Below are 14,853 nucleotides of genomic sequence, written 5' to 3' on the forward strand. Positions count from 1 at the left end.
CGTCAGATGACCGCCACGCTCGGCGCCCGTCCCGCCCCCGGCAGGGGGCGGGCACGTGCCCGCCACCGCCTCGCCGTGCTCGGGTTCATGGCCCCGGCCATCATCGGCTTCGTCCTGTTCTTCGTGTACCCGTTGATCGCCACGGTCGTCTTCAGCTTCACGAAGTACGACCTGATCAACGCACCGGAGTTCACGGGGCTCGACAACTACGCGTTCATGTTCAAGGATCCCTTGCTGATCAAGGCGATCACGAACACGCTCTGGTTCGTCGTGGTGCTGACGATCGCGCGGACCGTGTTCGCGCTGGGCGTGGCATCGGTCATCGCTCGCCTCAAGACGGGCGTCGGGTTGATCCGCACGCTCTGCTACCTGCCCTCACTGGCACCGCCGGTGGCCGCGACACTCGTGTTCTTCATGGTGATGCGCCCCAACGGCGGCCCGCTCGACACGTTCCTCGGCTGGTTCGGCGTCGACGCACCGCTGTTCTTCTCCGACCCGGCCTGGGCCAAGCCCGGCATCACCGCGATCATGCTGTGGATCTCCGGCGACCTGATGATCATCATTCTCGCCGCGATCCTCGACGTGCCGCAGGAGCAGTACGAGGCCGCCGAGCTCGACGGCGCCGGCGCGATCCGGCGCTGGTGGCACGTCACGCTGCCGACGATCTCCCCGGTGCTGCTCTTCGGCATCGTGAACTCGGTGATCCTCGCGTTGCAGCTCTTCACGCAGGCGGTCGTCGCGGGGTCGGCCGGCTCGGGAGCGGCGGACGCGACGGGATCGACCAAGTACCTCGGTTTTCCGGACAACTCCACGCTGACGTTCCCGGTCTACCTGTACACGCAAGGGTTCCGCTACTTCGACATGGGCTACGCGGCCGCCATGGCCACGGTCCTGTTCGTCATCTCGTTCGCCGTGACCATCGTCCTGGTCCAGCGGATGCGCAAGAACTCCACGGCTGAGGAAGGGGGTCCGGGAGCATGACCGCCACGCTGACCAAACCACCGGTCGACGTCCCCGCGGAACCGGAGCAGCCGCGCCGGAAGCGTTCCACGGGCAGCTTCCTGAACTGGGTGGCGACGCACGCGATCGGCCTCGCGCTCGGCCTGATGTTCGCCACGCCCGTTGTGTTCGTCTTCCTCACCGCGGTGATGTCGGACAACCAGGCGTTCACCGCGGACCTGTGGCCGCGCGAGTGGCACTGGGAGAACTTCGTCGAGGTCTTCGACAAGGCACCGCTCTTCCAGTACCTGGTCAACAGCCTCACGTACTCGCTGCTCGCGACGCTGGGCATGCTGATCTCGTCGATCCCGGCGGCCTACGCGCTCGCGAAGCTCAAGTGGCGGGGCCGGAACGTGGCATTCATCCTCGTCATCGGCGCCATGATGCTGCCGCCGCAGGTCGTCGCCGTGCCGCTGTACGACACGTGGTCGTCGCTGGGCCTGACCGGCTCACTGGTCCCGCTCATCGCGCCGTACTTCCTGTTCGACGCGTTCAGCATCTTCCTGCTGCGCCAGTTCATGCTGACCATCCCGCAGTCCTACGTGGACGCCGCGCGGGTGGACGGCTGCTCGGAGTTCCAGGCCCTGGTGCGGATCATCGTGCCGATGGCGAAGCCGGGCATCGCGGCGACCGCGCTGTTCTGCTTCCTCTTCACCTGGAACGACTACTTCGGGCCGTTGCTCTACACGGGCGAGGTGAAGGACCAGTGGACGTTGTCGCTGGCCCTGGCGACGTTCAAGGGCATGCACATCGTGCAGTGGAACTCGTCGATGGCGGTGACGTTCCTGACGATGATCCCGGCCGTCGTCCTCTTCGTCTTCGCCCAGAAGTCCTTCGTCAAGGGCATTACGTTCACGGGAGTCAAAGGTTGACTTTCTCTCGCTCGTGCACGAGGAGAGTCCCAAGGCTCGCGCCGCAGGGTTTCTGCTTCATCGCCGACCGCCCGCCCGGAGTGTTCCGTTGAGGACTTACACCAGCTCCACAGACTGTCACCGCCAGCCCGGCGGCCAGGATGTTGCGTGCCGCGTTCACGTCCCGATCGTGGGTCGTGCCGCAGTCACAGGTCCACGTGCGCACGTGGAGCGGCATCGTCGCGACGAGCGCACCGCAGGCCGAGCACAACTTGGACGACGGGAAGAAGCGATCGACCGCGATCACTTGCCGTCCGTACCAGCCGGCCTTGTACTCCAGCAACTGCCGGAACTGTCGCCAGCCCGCGTCGCTGATGGCGCGAGCCAGGTTCCGGTTGCGAACCATGTTGGACACGGCCAGGTCCTCGATCACGAGCGTTTGGTTCTCACGCACGAGCCGAGTGGTGATCTTGTGCAGGAAGTCCGAACGACGATCGGCGATCCGGGCGTGCACGCGGGCGACCCTGACACGTGCCCTGGCCCGGTTGACACTGTCCTTCTGCTTGCGGCACAAGGCTCGTTGGGCCCGGACCAGCGCCGCCCGGTCCCGGCGCTCGTGCTGCGGATTGCAGATCTTCTCACCGGTCGACAGCACCAGCAGGTGATCGATGCCGACGTCGATCCCAACCGCGGAGTCCACCGCGGGCAGGGGCGTCACGCTGGGGTCCTCGCACAGCAGGGACACGAACCAGCGTCCGGCCGCGTCCCGCGACACGGTCACCGTCGAGGGCACTGCGCCGTCCGGCAGCGGCCGCGACCAGCGGACGTCCAGCGGCTCGGCCATCTTGGCCAGCATCAGCTCACCGTCGCGCCAGCGGAAGCCCGAGCGCGTGTACTCGGCGCTGGCGCGCGACCTCTTGCGCGACTTGAACCTCGGATGCCGCGCGCGCTTGGCGAAGAAGTGGGTGAAGGCGGCCTGCAGATGCCGCAGCGTTTGCTGCAGCGGCACCGCCGACACCTCTTTGAGGAACGCCAGCTCCTCGGTGCGTTTCCACGCGGTCAGCAACGCCGAGGTGGCGTCGTAACCGACCCGTTCACCGCGCTGCGTCCACGCGTCGATTCGTTCCTGCAACGCCAGGTTGTAGACCTTGCGGACACATCCGAACGTACGCGACAGCTCCGCCGCCTGCGCCTCAGTCGGATAGAAGCGGTACCGAAACGCCCGCTTCACCTGCGCGTTCACCGTTCAGACGGTATCAAACAGTTCCTCCCCGCCTCGCCGGACGGGGTCTTTTCGAAGGACTTCTCATGAAACTCACGGTCGTCGGTGGCGGGTCCACCTACACACCGGAGCTGATCGACGGCATCGCCGGCCGTCGCACCAGCCTGGCGGTGGACGAGATCGTCCTCGTCGACCCGGACCAGCACCGCCTCTCCCTCGTCGGCCCGTTCAGCCAGCGCCTGCTGGAGCACGCGGGACACCCGGCGAAGGTGCGCACCACCTCGTCGCTCGAAGAGGGCGTCGAAGGCGCGTCCGCCGTCCTGCTCCAGCTGCGGGTGGGCGGCCAGAAGGCGCGCGCCTCGGACGAGACGTTCCCGCTGACCTGCGGGTGCGTCGGCCAGGAGACCACCGGCGCGGGAGGCCTCGCCAAGGCCCTGCGGACCGTGCCGGTGGTCCTGGACATCGCCGAGAAGGTGCGCAGGCTCGCCGGGCCCGACACGTGGATCGTCAACTTCACGAACCCGGTCGGCATCGTGACGCGGGCGCTCCTGCAGGAGGGCCACAAGGCGATCGGGCTGTGCAACGTGGCGATCACGTTCCAGCGCTGGACCTCCGCGCTGCTCGGCGTCGATCCGTCCACTGTGGAGCTGGAACACGTCGGCCTGAACCACCTCACGTGGGAACGCGGCGTGTACGTGGACGGCGTGGACCGGCTGCCGGAACTGCTCGAGGACCACGTCGAGGGCCTGGCGGAGCACATCGGCATCGACGGCGGCCTGATGCGGCGCCTGAACATGGTGCCGTCGTACTACCTGAACTACTTCTACAACCACGACGCCGTCGTGCAGAAGCAGCTCAACGAGCCGCCTCGCGCGGAGGTCGTCGCGGCGGTCGAGAAGGAACTGCTCGACATCTACGGCGACCCGTCGGTCGTGACGAAGCCGGAGCAGCTCGGACAGCGCGGTGGCGCGTACTACTCCGAGGCGGCCGTGCAGCTCGTGCACGCGCTGACCGGGGGCGAAGGCGCCGAGAAGCACGTGGTGAACGTGCAGAACAACGGCTCGCTGCCCTTCCTGCCCGACGACGCCGTGGTCGAAGTCTCGTCCACTGTGGACGGAAATGGCGGACGGCCGTTGCCGATCCGCCCCGTGGAACCGTCCATCTCCGGCCTGATCTCGCACGTCACCGCGTACGAGTACCTGGCGCTGGAAGCCGCGAAGCACGGTGGCCGGGACCGGGTGGCGAACGCGCTGCTCGCCCACCCGCTCATCGGGCAGCACGCGATCGCGGACCGGCTGGCCGACGAGCTGATCGCGCAGAACCGCGATCTGCTGCCGTGGGTGAAGGGAAACTGACAACGATGACCGACCGGGTGCTCGCCATCGACGGCGGGAACAGCAAGACCGCGGTGCTCCTGGTGGACGCGGACGGCAAGGTGCTCGCGCAGGTGCGCGGGCCCGGTGCGCCGCCGCAGACCGTGGGCATGAAGCGCGGACTCGACGTGTTCGAGGCACTGGCACGCGAGGCCGCGGCTCAGGCGGGACTGTCCCCCGACGAGCCGATCGCCGCGCACACGTCCGCCTACCTCGCGGGGGCCGACCTGCCCCGCGAGGAGGAGGACCTGACGCGGGCGATCTCCGAGCGGGGCTGGTCGAGGACGACGTTCGTCGGCAACGACACGTTCGCGCTGCTGAGGGCTGGTACCGCCGCCGCTGGGGGTGTGGCGGTCGTCTGCGGCGCGGGGATCAACGCGGTGGGCGTGGCGCGCGACGGCCGGACGCACCGGTTCCCCGCGCTGGGCGCGATCTCGGGTGACTGGGGTGGCGGTGGCCAGCTCGGCAACGACGCCCTGTGGCACGCGGTGCGCGCGGAGGACGGCCGGGGCAAGCCGACGCTGCTGCTGCCCGCGCTGCTGAAGCACTACGGCGAGAACTCGATCTTCGACGTCGTGGAGAAGATCCACTTCGAGGAGCTCGAACTGGACCCGCACGCGCTCTGCCCGTTGGTCTTCGAGGTGGCCGCGCAGGGTGATGCCGTTGCGCTGCAACAGGTCGACCGCCTCGTCGAGGAGATCGTCCTGCTCGCCACGGTCTCGATGCGCAAGCTCGACCTGATGGACGAGCCCGTGGACGTGGTGCTGGGCGGCGGGGTCCTCACCAACACCGGCGAGGTCGTGGTCGGCCCCGTCCGGCAGCAGATCCTCGAAGCCGCGCCGCTCGCCCAGGTCCGCCTGGTCGACGTGCCCCCCGTGGTGGGCGCGGCTCTTCTGGGCCTCGACCACATCGGGGCCTCGCCGGGCGCGGAGCTGAGGCTGCGCTCGGCGTACAGCGAACAGGTGCCGGCGGCCGCGCTGGACGTGGCCGCCGGCTGACCCGAAGACCCCGTCTCAGGGGGTGAATCGGCGGCGGTACCCCCTGAGACGGTCCCAATCCCCACTGCTCGGGGCAGACAGGCGGCGGCGTCCCGAGCAGTGGCCCCAACCCTTTCCGAGGGGTGGAACCGGCGGCGGCGTCCCCCTCGGAAAGGCCCGGCGACCCCCGCAGCGACCTCACGTGCCGAGGACGCTGCGGGGGTCTTTCACGTGGCGGGCAGGGACGAGGGTTCGATCGGCAGAGCGGCGGACGAGACCGCCGGCACCGCGCCCGAGGGGACCACGGTCGTCGCGGCGACGCTTTCCGGGGACGCTGCGGCCTCCGGGGTGACGACGGGGTTCGAGTGGGGCGGCGGGGTGACCGCGACCGGCCCGCCCGACGGCGGCACCGACGGCCTCACGGGCGGGGTCGGCCTGACCGCGGACCGGCCGGTCGGTTCGGGGCTGAACTCCATCGGCGGCTGGTCGCCCCCGACCTGGGCGGCGTCGGGCGCACCGGATTCCGGCGCGGACCCGGACGACACCGGTCCGCTCAGGACGACCGCGGCCAGGGCGCCGACTGTGAGAAGCGCTACACCGAGCGAAAGGAACGGAAGCGGCAAACCAGAACGCACCCGGCAGAAGTTAGCGAGGCATTGAGACGAATCCCCTGGAATCCCCTCAAGCTTCCCTCGATCGAGTGGTAAAAGAATCGTCACCCACTGCGACAAAACCTACGATGCCGTAACCGACGGTGGCGTAACCACCGGTTGATTGTGCATGCTAACTAGTCGCCTCCGGACGGGAGCCCGCCGGCGAGGAGCAAGGTACGTCGCACGGAAGAAGGGGGATGTTGTGCTGCGTTGGAACAGTCTCGTGTCCCTGGGGGACAGCTTCACCGAAGGCATGGACGATCCCGGCCCGGGAGACACCTACGTCGGCTGGGCGGACCGGCTGGCGGGCATGATCGCCCGGCAGGCACCCGAGTTCCGGTACGCCAACTTCGCGATCCGCGGCAAGATGCTGCAGGAGATCATCGACGACCAGGTGCCGCTCGCGATCTCGCTCAAGCCGGACCTGGTGACGTTCTGCGGTGGCGGCAACGACATCATGCTGCCGAACAGCGACCCGGACGCGCTGGCCGAGGTGTACGAGGTGGCGGTGGCCGACCTCAGGGCGGCCGGGGCCGACGTCGTGATCTTCACCGGCTTCGACACCAAGGCGACACCGCTGCTCAGGAGCCTGCGCGGCAAGGTCGCCATCTACAACGCGCACCTGTGGTCGATCGCCGAGCGCTACCACTGCCGCATGGTCGACCTGTGGTCGATGCACGCGCTGCACGACCGTCGCGCGTGGAGCGAGGACAGGCTGCACCTCTCGCCGGAGGGCCACCAGCGGGTCGCCCTCAAGGCCGCCGAGGTGCTCGGCCTGACCGACGACCACTCGTGGAACGCGCCGTGGCCCGCGCTCGAGGAGGCGGACTGGGTCACCCAGCGCAAGGCGGACCTGAAGTGGGCCCGCGAGTACGTGGTGCCGTGGATCGGCCGCACGCTCCGGGGCGAGTCGATGGGGGACGGCCTCGCGCCGAAACGGCCGGAGTTGCTACCACTCGCGCGTTGCGCCGAAGAGAACTTCCAGTAAAAGGCGAAGGCCCGACCGGCATTCTCCCCCGAGTGCCGGTCGGGCCTTCTTCAAAGCAGACGCCTTGCCCCCTCGGCAATCCCCCACTCGGCAGCCTGCTCGTCCAACATCCCATGCTTTGGGACCAGTCGACTAAACGCGCGCTAAACCTCGGACGAGAGCGAGTCCAGAAGGGTCCGCACCTCGACCGCGCGCGCCGAGTTGACCTGCGCGTACAGGCGCAACGCCTCCGTCAATTCCGCTGCCGCAGCAACCCGTTCCGCCCGCCGGAGCAACACGCCGCCGAGAACGTGCCGCCCGAACCCCTCCAGGTACGTCACCTCGGCCACCGAGGCCTGGTCGACGACCTGGCGGGCCAGTGCCTCCGCCCGGTCCAGCGCGCCGGCCTGCAGGTGCAGCTCGGCGAGGTTGGCGAGGCCGCGCATCAACGCGAGGTCGTCCCCGGAGCGCCGGTAGACGTCGACGGCGTGGGACTGGTGCCGCAGCGCCACTTCCACGTGTCCGCGGGCCTGTTCGACCTGCGCCACGTTGTTGAGCCCGTGGGCCTCGCCGACCACGTCACCGGACTGCTGCGCGAGCTGCACGGACTCCCAGAAGTGCAGCAGCGCCTCGTCGTGCAGCTCCAACCGGAACAGGACGTCGGCGAGCTGGGCGAGCGTCAGCACCAGGTACTGGCGCTCGCCCAGCTCGGTCGCGAGCCGGTGCGCCCGACGGGCGTCCGGCAGCAGGACGGCGCGTCCCAGCCGGGCGTTCGTCGTGTAGGTCGTGTCCAGCATCAGGACCTGTCCGAGGCGGCTCCCCGTCACCTCGGCCGCGGCCAGGCCGAACCCGACCAACGCCACCCACTCGCCGGTGAGTGCGCGCGCGGTCGCGTAGTGGTGCAGCAGCCTCACGAGCTGCCACACCTGGTCGTGCAGGCCCCTTTCCGCCGCCGCGTGCACGACCGCGACGATGTTGGGCCACTCCTGGTCGAACCAGTCGATCGGGTCACCGAACTCCGGCAACGCGGTGGAACCGTTGTCCCCCAGGGCGAAGTCCAGCCCGTCCCGCACCGGCCGGATGGCCCGGCGGACGTGGTCGCACGCGACGAGGTAGTAGTTCACCAGGCGCCGCAACGAGTCCAGGTCCGCCCGGCCCGCGCCGCGCACGTACAGGCGCACCAGCTCGTGCATGGTGAAGCCGTCCGGCCACGGTTCGACCAGCAGGTTCACCCCGACGAGCTGGGCCAGCCGCGAGCGCGCCGACTCGACGCGGGTGCGGGTCAGCGCGGCGACGGCGTGCGGCGACATCCACCGGCCGGGCGCCATGCCGACGGACTGGAAGACCTCGCCGAGCTCGGAGGGCAGGTCGCGGGTCGACAGGTCCAGTGCCCGCGACACCCCCAGTCCCGCCTCCGGCAGGTCGAGGCCGCGCATCCGCTGCCCGTCGTCGGCGAGCTCCCCCACGAGCTCCTCGACCGTCCACTCCGGACTGATCACGAGCTTCGCGGCGGCCACCCGCAGCGCCAGCGGCAGCCCGCCGCACAGCTCGGCGAGCTTCCGCGCGGCCGCCGGGTCCTCGTCGGACAACGGCTTGCCCAGCACGTCGTCCACCAGCGCACGCGCCGAATCGTCGTCCAGCGGGCCGAGCTTGCGCACGCGGGCGCTGTTGGTGACGACCAGCCGTTCCAGCTGCGACCGCGAGGTCACGAGCACCACCGAGCCGGAGCCGGGCGGCAGCAGGGGCTGGACCTGGTCGAACGCAGTCGCGTCGTCGAGCACCACGAGCACGCGGCGGCGGTGCAGCAGCGAGCGGTAGAGCCCGACGCGGTCCTCGACGCCGACCGGCACGCCGTCCGCCGGCACGCCCATCGCCACCAGGAACCGGGTCAGCACCTCGCCCGGCTCGGTGTCGCCGAGCGACGCGAACAGCACGCCGTGCGGGAACATGTCCGAGTTCTCGTGCCCCCACGTGATCGCGAGAGCGCTCTTGCCGACACCGGGCGCACCGGTCAGCACGGCCACCGCGGTGGCCAGCAGGTTCCTGGCGGTGACGACCTCGTCGAGCCACGAGGTGTCGTCCTCGCGGCCGAACAGGCGGGTCGCGGACGCGGGCAGCAACGCCGGCGCCACGATCCCCGCGCGCGGCGCGACCGGCCGTTCGACGGGCCCGATCACGCTCAACGACGGGTCGTCGCGCAGCACCTGCTCGTGCAACGCCCGCAGCTGCGGCCCCGGATCGATGCCCAGCTCGTCCACCGCGCGGCGCTGGAACCGCTGGTACGCCTCGAGAGCGTCGGCGCGCTGCCCGGACCGGTAGAGCGCGCGCATGCTGTGGGCCACCAGGCGTTCCCGGAACGGGTACTCGGTGCACAGCCCGCGCAGCTCGCCCACCAGCTCCAGGTGGCGGCCCAGTTCGAGCTCGGCGTCGATGCGTTCCTCCAACGCGGACAGCCGCAGCTCTTCGAGGTCCGAGGTCATCGGGTCGCCCGGCACGTCGGAGAGCACCGGCCCCCGCCACAGTCCCAGCGCCTCGCGCAGCAAGCCCGCCCTGATGGCGGCGGGCTTGCCGCGGGAGGACGCCACGAGCTGCCGGGCGCGGTGCAGGTCGAGACGCCACGGGTCGACGGTCAGCTCGTAGCCGGTCGGCGTGGTGCGGATCGTCGCGGAGCCCGCGGGATCGGCCTCCTCCAGCACCTTGCGCAACCGCGAGACGTAGCCGTGCACGATCGTCCGCGCGGTGGCCGGAGGCTGCTCCGTCCACAGCGCGTCGACGATCTGGTCGATCGAGACGGGTCGGTTCGCCTCGACGACCAGCATCGCCAGCAGTCCGCGCATGCCTCGACGGCCCATCTGGACGAGCCGTCCGTCCGCGAGCACCTGGAGTGGACCGAGCACGCCGAACTCGAGTCCGGTTTTGCTCCGCATGCCCCTCCTCAGGTGCGCTGACCTCGTCTCTTCAGAAGGTGCGGGCGTCGCAGTCTCAGATACAAGTACGGCTCAGATTCGCGGGACGCTACTGTTCACCCGTGCCGCGAGATCGGAACTCCGTGGTTGACCGCGGCGCCGGGTGCCTTCTCGGCGGCGCTCTCGGTGATGCGCTCGGTGCGCCCGTGCAGTACCTCGGCTGGGCCGACATCCAGCGCGAACACGGTCCCGAGGGCGTCCTGGGACCCCCGAAGCCCGCGCTGTTCACGGACGACACCCAGCTGACCCTCTTCACCGCCGACGGTTACCTGCGCGCGTGGGTGCGCGGGAAACGCACCGGCGAGTGGGAGCCGTCGGAGATGGTCTGGCACAGCTACCGGCGCTGGCTCGTCACGCAGCAGCAGCCGGCCCCGGAACACGGCTCGACCGGCCTGCTCGCGGACGAACGGCTGTACGAGAGCCGCTCGCCGGGCCTCACGTGCCTGCGCGCTCTGGCCGCCGAGACACCGTCCACTCCGGAGAACCCGCACAACGAGTCCTCCGGCTGCAACGGCGTCACGCGCACCGCACCGGCGGGCTTCGCACCGTCCGCGGCGATCGCGTACGACCTCGGCTGCCGCTTCGCGGCCCTGACGCACGGCGGCACCGGCGGCTGGGTGTCCGGCGGCGCGCTGGCGCTGCTGGTGCACCTGCTCGCCGTGAAGGGCAGGCCGCTGCGCGAGGCGATCGACCAGGTGATCGGCCGCGTGCTGCGCGACGACACGTACACCGCGACCGTGCTGACGCGCGCCGTGGTGCTGGCCGAGGAGCACGACGGTTCCGCACCCGTGCGCGTCGACCGGCTCGGCAGCGGCTGGACCGGCCCGGAGGCGCTGGCGATCGCGGTCTACACCGTGCTGACGCACCCGAAGCCGGCGCAGTTCGTGGACGCGATGCGCGCCGCCGCCAACCACTCCGGCGGCAGCGACGCGACGGCGGCGTTGACGGGCAACGTGCTCGGGGCGTTGCACGGCACCGAGGCGCTGCCCCGCGACTGGCTGATGGGGTTGGAGATGGTGGACGTGCTGGACGCGATGGGCCGCGACCTCGGCATGTCCGCGGTGAACCTGGACTTCAACGAAGACCGCTACGTGTAAGCGAGTTCGCGCTGGTCGTCCGTTCGCCTCTTCGTCGTGATTCGGCGAAGCCCAATCACGGCGAAGCGGCGGGCGGACGACCAGCTTCCCGGCGAACTCGCCGCCGTCTGCGGAGCAGCGGCCGACAAACACAGAAAAGGCCTGCTGTGGTGCGCTCCCGAATTCGCGCCACAGCAGGCCTTCTCGCACGAGCAGTTGGTCGACAGCAGGCCGGGACTTGCCCCGAGCGCGAGCTCCGATCCAGCTCTTGATCAACGAAGAACGTGCCCCGGAGTCAACGCTCCGTTGGGCGAGCATGTTAACAGACGTGCACGGGAAGTCCAGGGCTGGAGTGCACCCGACGATCTTCGTCGACGATGAACACCTCGCAGTCCTCCTGCGCCGCCGCCCACTCGATCCCCTCCCTGCCCAGCGCGAACGCTGCTGTGGCAGTGGTGTCCGCGATCGCGAGGTCGTCGGAGAAAACGGTGACCGAGAGAATTCCCGTGACGGGCTGCCCGGTGCGGCCGTCGAGAATGTGCTGCCCGCGTTCGTACAACGCTGACGTGGCAACGGCTCCGTCGCGCACGCCGAGCACGACGCTCAGCTGGTCGGCGAGATCGGGATGCCGAACGCCTACGCGCCAAGGCTTTCCGGGTTCGGGCTCGCCGGCGGTGACGACGTCACCGCCCGCGTTGACGCAGAACGTCGTGGCGCCGCCCTCGCGCAGCAGGTCCGCCGCACGTTGCACGGCCCAGCCCTTCACGACCGCGCACGGGTCGAGTCCACGCCCCGGCACGGACGCCGTGAACGCGCCGCCGGTCGACTGCTCGTACCAGTCGCACAGCGACAGGACCTCGACGAGATCCGGGGTGAGCTCCTCCCTGGTGAGCTCACCCCGGTCCAGCCGGGACACCTCGCTGTCCGGCTTGAACGGCGAGAACCGCGCGTCCGCCTCGCGCAGCCAGGCGAACGCCCGGTCGGCCAGTGCGGCGTCCCCGTCGCGGAGGTCCACCGAGATCGGCAGCCCCATGATCTGCTCGACGCGCCGCACGGCCATCACTTCGCCTGGTCGATCGCGGCCTGCAGCGACTGCTTGTAGCCCTCGGAGGTCGCGGTCGCGCCGGACACCGTGTCGATGTCCGCGCTCTGCGCCTTGAGCGCCGACTCGCGCAGCAGCGGCAGCGCCATCCTGGTCGGGTTGCTGTTGGGCGCCCGCAACGCCTTCACGTCGACGATCTTGGTGCCCTGCAGCGTCACCTGCACCTGCACGGTGCCCTCGGACGTGTTCACCGCGGGCCCGGACACCGTGCGGTTCTGGGCCTGCTGCTGGGTTTGCTGCTGCTGGGTCGTCGTCTTGGGCGCCGCCCCGGTGGTCTTGGGCGCGGCACCGGTGGTCTGCGGAGCGGTCGTGGTCTGCGGTGCGGCCTGCTGTTGCTGCACGGGCGGCGCGGCGACCTCGCTGAGCTCGCCCTCGTGACCGGACGCCGGCGAGTAGAGCCAGACCGGGACCAGGCCGGCCACGCTCAGCGCCAGAACGGGAATTGCCCTCTTCACGTCGTCGGACCCTTCTCAGTTGGCCAGCGCGAAGCGCTCGGCGTGGACCTGGTTGCCGGGAACTCCCAGTTCGTCGAGGCTCTTGATCACCGCGTCGGTCATGCCGCCGGGGCCGCAGATGAAGACGTCGCGGTCCTGCACGTCCGGCACGAGCGCGGCGATGTTCTCGGGGCCGAGCAACGGGCCGTTCGCGGTGATGGTCTTCGACGAACCGGTGACCAGGCGCAGCGCCGCGCCCTTGGCCCTGGCGAGCCCTTCGAGCTCGCGCAGCAGCACGGCCTCGCGGGGGTCGCTGACCCGGTAGAGCACCACGACGTGGCCCTTGATCTCCTCCAGCAGCGCGCGGACCGGCGTGACGCCGACACCGCCCGCGACGAGGAGCGCGTTGGGCTTGGTCTGGTGCATGGTCGTGAACGCGCCGTACGGGCCTTCGGCGAACACGCGCGTGCCGACCTTGATGTTGCGGATGTCCGCACTGCCGGTGCCCAGGGCCTTCGCGGTGAGCCGCAGGTACTTGCCGTTCGGCGCCGCGGACAGCGAGAACGGGTTGGCCTGCCACCAGCGGTCCTTGGTCAGGAAGCGCCAGAGGAAGAACTGGCCGGCGCGGGCGCCGAGCTGGTCCAGGTCCTTGCCCTCGATGTAGACGGAGACGACGTTGTGCGCCTCCGGCACGACGGCGGCGACCCGGAACTGGTGGCGCCAGTTGCGGTAGAGCGGGAGCACCACGCGTCCGATGAGGACGGAGCCGAGCGCGAACGCCCAGAGGCCCCACCAGTAGCCGGTCGCGAGCGCGGACTTGCGGAACGTGCTGCCCACCGCCACCTGGTGCGAGAACGCGAGGAAGATCGCCACGTAGGTGTAGAGGTGGATGAAGTGCCAGGTCTCGTAGGCCAGCCGGCGCCGCGCGAAGCGGGCCGAGACGACGCCGACGACCATGATGATCGCCCACGCCACGAGCGCGCGGAGGATGCCCTCCAGCTCGGTCGCCTGCCGGATGATCTCGGCGATCGGCCCTTCCGAGCCCGCGTTGCCGAACGCGATGAAGACGAGGTGGCCGATCAGGGTGAAGAAGATCGTGAAGCCGACCCAGCGGTGCCACGAGGTGAGCTTGTCCATGCCCAGGCGCCGGTCGAGCCACGGCAGCCGGGCCACCAGCAGCAGCTGGAACGCCATGGCGAGCGCGCCGTAGAGGCCCGCGAGCCTGCCGAAGTTGACCAGCTTGTTCGTGCCGACGCCCGCCGCGTTGAACAGGTACGTCACGAAGGCCGCGTTGGCGAGGAGGAACACGTACAGGCCGGCTTTGGCCAGCACCTTGTGCGGCGTCGCCCGGCCGGCCGGAGCCGGTCGCACGGGGTGCTGCAGGGTGGTCGTCACGGCGGGCTCCTCGGTCAGGGCGGTCTCGGTCGGTCGGTGTCGATCCTCAGCGTTCGAGCTGTGGCTCCCCTTTGCCCGCGCTGTCGACTTCCTGTCGATCGAGCGGAGGAGCCACCGGGTGACGCACCATGAGACACGTGGACAAGGGCAACTCGGTTCGATTGCTCGTCGTGGATGACGAGCCGCACATCGCTGACCTGGTCGCGACGGTCGCCCGGTACGAGGGCTGGCAGGCCGCGACGGCGCTCAACGGCGAAGAGGCGTTGAGAGAGGCGGCCGAGTTCCAGCCGGACATCGTCGTGCTCGACCTCATGCTGCCCGACCTGGACGGGTTCACCGTTCTCGATCGACTCCGGTCGGCCGGCGCGATGGTGCCGGTGGTCTTCCTGACGGCCCGTGACGGCACCGCGGACCGCGTGGCGGGCCTCACCCGCGGCGGCGACGACTACCTCGTGAAACCGTTCTCGGTCGAGGAGCTGATGGCCCGGTTGAGGGCCGTGCTGCGCCGCTCGACGGGTCCGTCGTGGAAGCGTTCGGTGCTGAAGGTGTCCGATCTGGTGATGGACGAGGACACCCGCGAGGTCCGCCGCGGCGGCAAGCTCGTGACGCTGACGCCGACCGAGTACGAGCTGCTGCGGTACCTGATGCGGCGCTCGCCTGCCGTGCTGACGAAGGCGCAGATCCTCGACCACGTGTGGGAGTACGACTTCGGCGGCCGCTCCAACGTCGTCGAGCTGGTCATCTCCCACCTGCGCCGCAAGCTCGACGACGGCCGCGAGCCGTTGATCCACACCGTGCGCGGTGTGGGGTACGTGCTCCGCCGAGCAGCCGAGTGAGT

At 69.9% G+C, this 14,853-nt stretch carries 13 protein-coding genes; 7 read left to right on the top strand and 6 right to left on the bottom strand.

Going from position 1 to position 14,853, the window contains the following annotated elements; genetic code table 11:
• Positions 1-6: 6 nt before the first annotated feature.
• Both ND450_RS30185 and ND450_RS30190 read left to right on the top strand, forming a co-directional pair.
• On the top strand, positions 7-981 hold the full coding sequence (locus ND450_RS30185; protein WP_253321856.1) for a carbohydrate ABC transporter permease: 975 nt from the start codon (positions 7-9) through the stop codon (positions 979-981).
• A complete protein-coding gene (locus ND450_RS30190) occupies positions 978-1,871 on the top strand; it encodes a carbohydrate ABC transporter permease (RefSeq protein ID WP_089908478.1) in 894 nt (297 codons plus the stop codon). The genes ND450_RS30185 and ND450_RS30190 overlap by 4 nt, the downstream gene beginning before the upstream one ends.
• Here ND450_RS30190 and ND450_RS30195 read toward each other — a convergent pair.
• Positions 1,861-3,093, bottom strand: a complete 1,233-nt coding sequence (locus ND450_RS30195; protein WP_253321857.1) for a transposase — start codon at positions 3,091-3,093, stop codon at positions 1,861-1,863. The two genes, ND450_RS30190 and ND450_RS30195, sit on opposite strands and share 11 nt — an antisense overlap.
• Before the next feature lie 65 nt (positions 3,094-3,158).
• Between ND450_RS30195 and ND450_RS30200 the strand changes: the two genes are divergently transcribed.
• Entirely contained in the window at positions 3,159-4,427 is a 1,269-nt protein-coding gene (locus ND450_RS30200; protein ID WP_253321858.1) for a 6-phospho-beta-glucosidase, read from the top strand.
• Between the two features lie 5 nt (positions 4,428-4,432).
• Positions 4,433-5,443: an N-acetylglucosamine kinase gene (locus ND450_RS30205; RefSeq protein ID WP_253321859.1), complete on the top strand. Its 1,011-nt coding sequence runs from the start codon at positions 4,433-4,435 to the stop codon at positions 5,441-5,443.
• A gap of 206 nt (positions 5,444-5,649) precedes the next feature.
• On the opposite strand, the gene ND450_RS30210 is transcribed toward ND450_RS30205, so the two are convergent.
• The gene (locus ND450_RS30210) at positions 5,650-6,057 is read right to left on the bottom strand and encodes a hypothetical protein (RefSeq protein WP_253321860.1); all 408 of its coding nucleotides are present in this window, start codon (positions 6,055-6,057) and stop codon (positions 5,650-5,652) included.
• Between the two features lie 220 nt (positions 6,058-6,277).
• Between ND450_RS30210 and ND450_RS30215 the strand changes: the two genes are divergently transcribed.
• Entirely contained in the window at positions 6,278-7,063 is a 786-nt protein-coding gene (locus ND450_RS30215) for an SGNH/GDSL hydrolase family protein (RefSeq protein WP_253321861.1), read from the top strand.
• Between the two features lie 143 nt (positions 7,064-7,206).
• Here the strand turns inward: ND450_RS30215 and ND450_RS30220 are convergent, their stop codons facing one another.
• Positions 7,207-9,969 carry an AfsR/SARP family transcriptional regulator gene (locus tag ND450_RS30220; RefSeq protein WP_253321862.1) on the bottom strand — a complete coding sequence of 921 codons (2,763 nt, stop codon included), beginning with the start codon at positions 9,967-9,969 and terminating at the stop codon, positions 7,207-7,209.
• A 101-nt stretch (positions 9,970-10,070) separates the two neighbouring features.
• Between ND450_RS30220 and ND450_RS30225 the strand changes: the two genes are divergently transcribed.
• Complete coding sequence (locus ND450_RS30225; RefSeq protein WP_253321863.1) at positions 10,071-11,105, top strand: ADP-ribosylglycohydrolase family protein; 1,035 nt, start codon at positions 10,071-10,073, stop codon at positions 11,103-11,105.
• A gap of 298 nt (positions 11,106-11,403) precedes the next feature.
• Here the strand turns inward: ND450_RS30225 and ND450_RS30230 are convergent, their stop codons facing one another.
• From ND450_RS30230 to ND450_RS30240, 3 genes are read right to left on the bottom strand one after another with little or no spacing between them, the layout of a single operon-like run.
• On the bottom strand, positions 11,404-12,144 hold the full coding sequence (locus ND450_RS30230; RefSeq protein ID WP_253321864.1) for an FAD:protein FMN transferase: 741 nt from the start codon (positions 12,142-12,144) through the stop codon (positions 11,404-11,406).
• The gene (locus ND450_RS30235; protein WP_253321865.1) at positions 12,144-12,641 is read right to left on the bottom strand and encodes an FMN-binding protein; all 498 of its coding nucleotides are present in this window, start codon (positions 12,639-12,641) and stop codon (positions 12,144-12,146) included. Before ND450_RS30235 ends, ND450_RS30230 begins: the two co-directional genes overlap by 1 nt.
• A gap of 15 nt (positions 12,642-12,656) precedes the next feature.
• On the bottom strand, positions 12,657-14,015 hold the full coding sequence (locus ND450_RS30240; RefSeq protein ID WP_253321866.1) for a ferric reductase-like transmembrane domain-containing protein: 1,359 nt from the start codon (positions 14,013-14,015) through the stop codon (positions 12,657-12,659).
• A 128-nt stretch (positions 14,016-14,143) separates the two neighbouring features.
• Between ND450_RS30240 and ND450_RS30245 the strand changes: the two genes are divergently transcribed.
• On the top strand, positions 14,144-14,851 hold the full coding sequence (locus tag ND450_RS30245; RefSeq protein ID WP_089908454.1) for a response regulator transcription factor: 708 nt from the start codon (positions 14,144-14,146) through the stop codon (positions 14,849-14,851).
• Positions 14,852-14,853 lie beyond the last annotated feature (2 nt).

The sequence above is a fragment of the Lentzea sp. HUAS12 genome (assembly GCF_024125735.1).
Taxonomy (GTDB): domain Bacteria; phylum Actinomycetota; class Actinomycetes; order Mycobacteriales; family Pseudonocardiaceae; genus Lentzea; species Lentzea albida.

Excerpts from the sequence above, each read along its gene's own strand:
- ND450_RS30185 (WP_253321856.1), top strand. The coding sequence starts at position 7 with ATGACCGCCACGCTCGGCGCCCGTCCCGCCCCCGGCAGGGGGCGGGCA.
- ND450_RS30190 (WP_089908478.1), top strand. The coding sequence starts at position 978 with ATGACCGCCACGCTGACCAAACCACCGGTCGACGTCCCCGCGGAACCG.
- ND450_RS30200 (WP_253321858.1), top strand. The coding sequence starts at position 3,159 with ATGAAACTCACGGTCGTCGGTGGCGGGTCCACCTACACACCGGAGCTG.
- ND450_RS30205 (WP_253321859.1), top strand. The coding sequence starts at position 4,433 with ATGACCGACCGGGTGCTCGCCATCGACGGCGGGAACAGCAAGACCGCG.
- ND450_RS30220 (WP_253321862.1), bottom strand. The coding sequence starts at position 9,969 with ATGCGGAGCAAAACCGGACTCGAGTTCGGCGTGCTCGGTCCACTCCAG.
- ND450_RS30230 (WP_253321864.1), bottom strand. The coding sequence starts at position 12,144 with ATGGCCGTGCGGCGCGTCGAGCAGATCATGGGGCTGCCGATCTCGGTG.
- ND450_RS30245 (WP_089908454.1), top strand. The coding sequence starts at position 14,144 with ATGAGACACGTGGACAAGGGCAACTCGGTTCGATTGCTCGTCGTGGAT.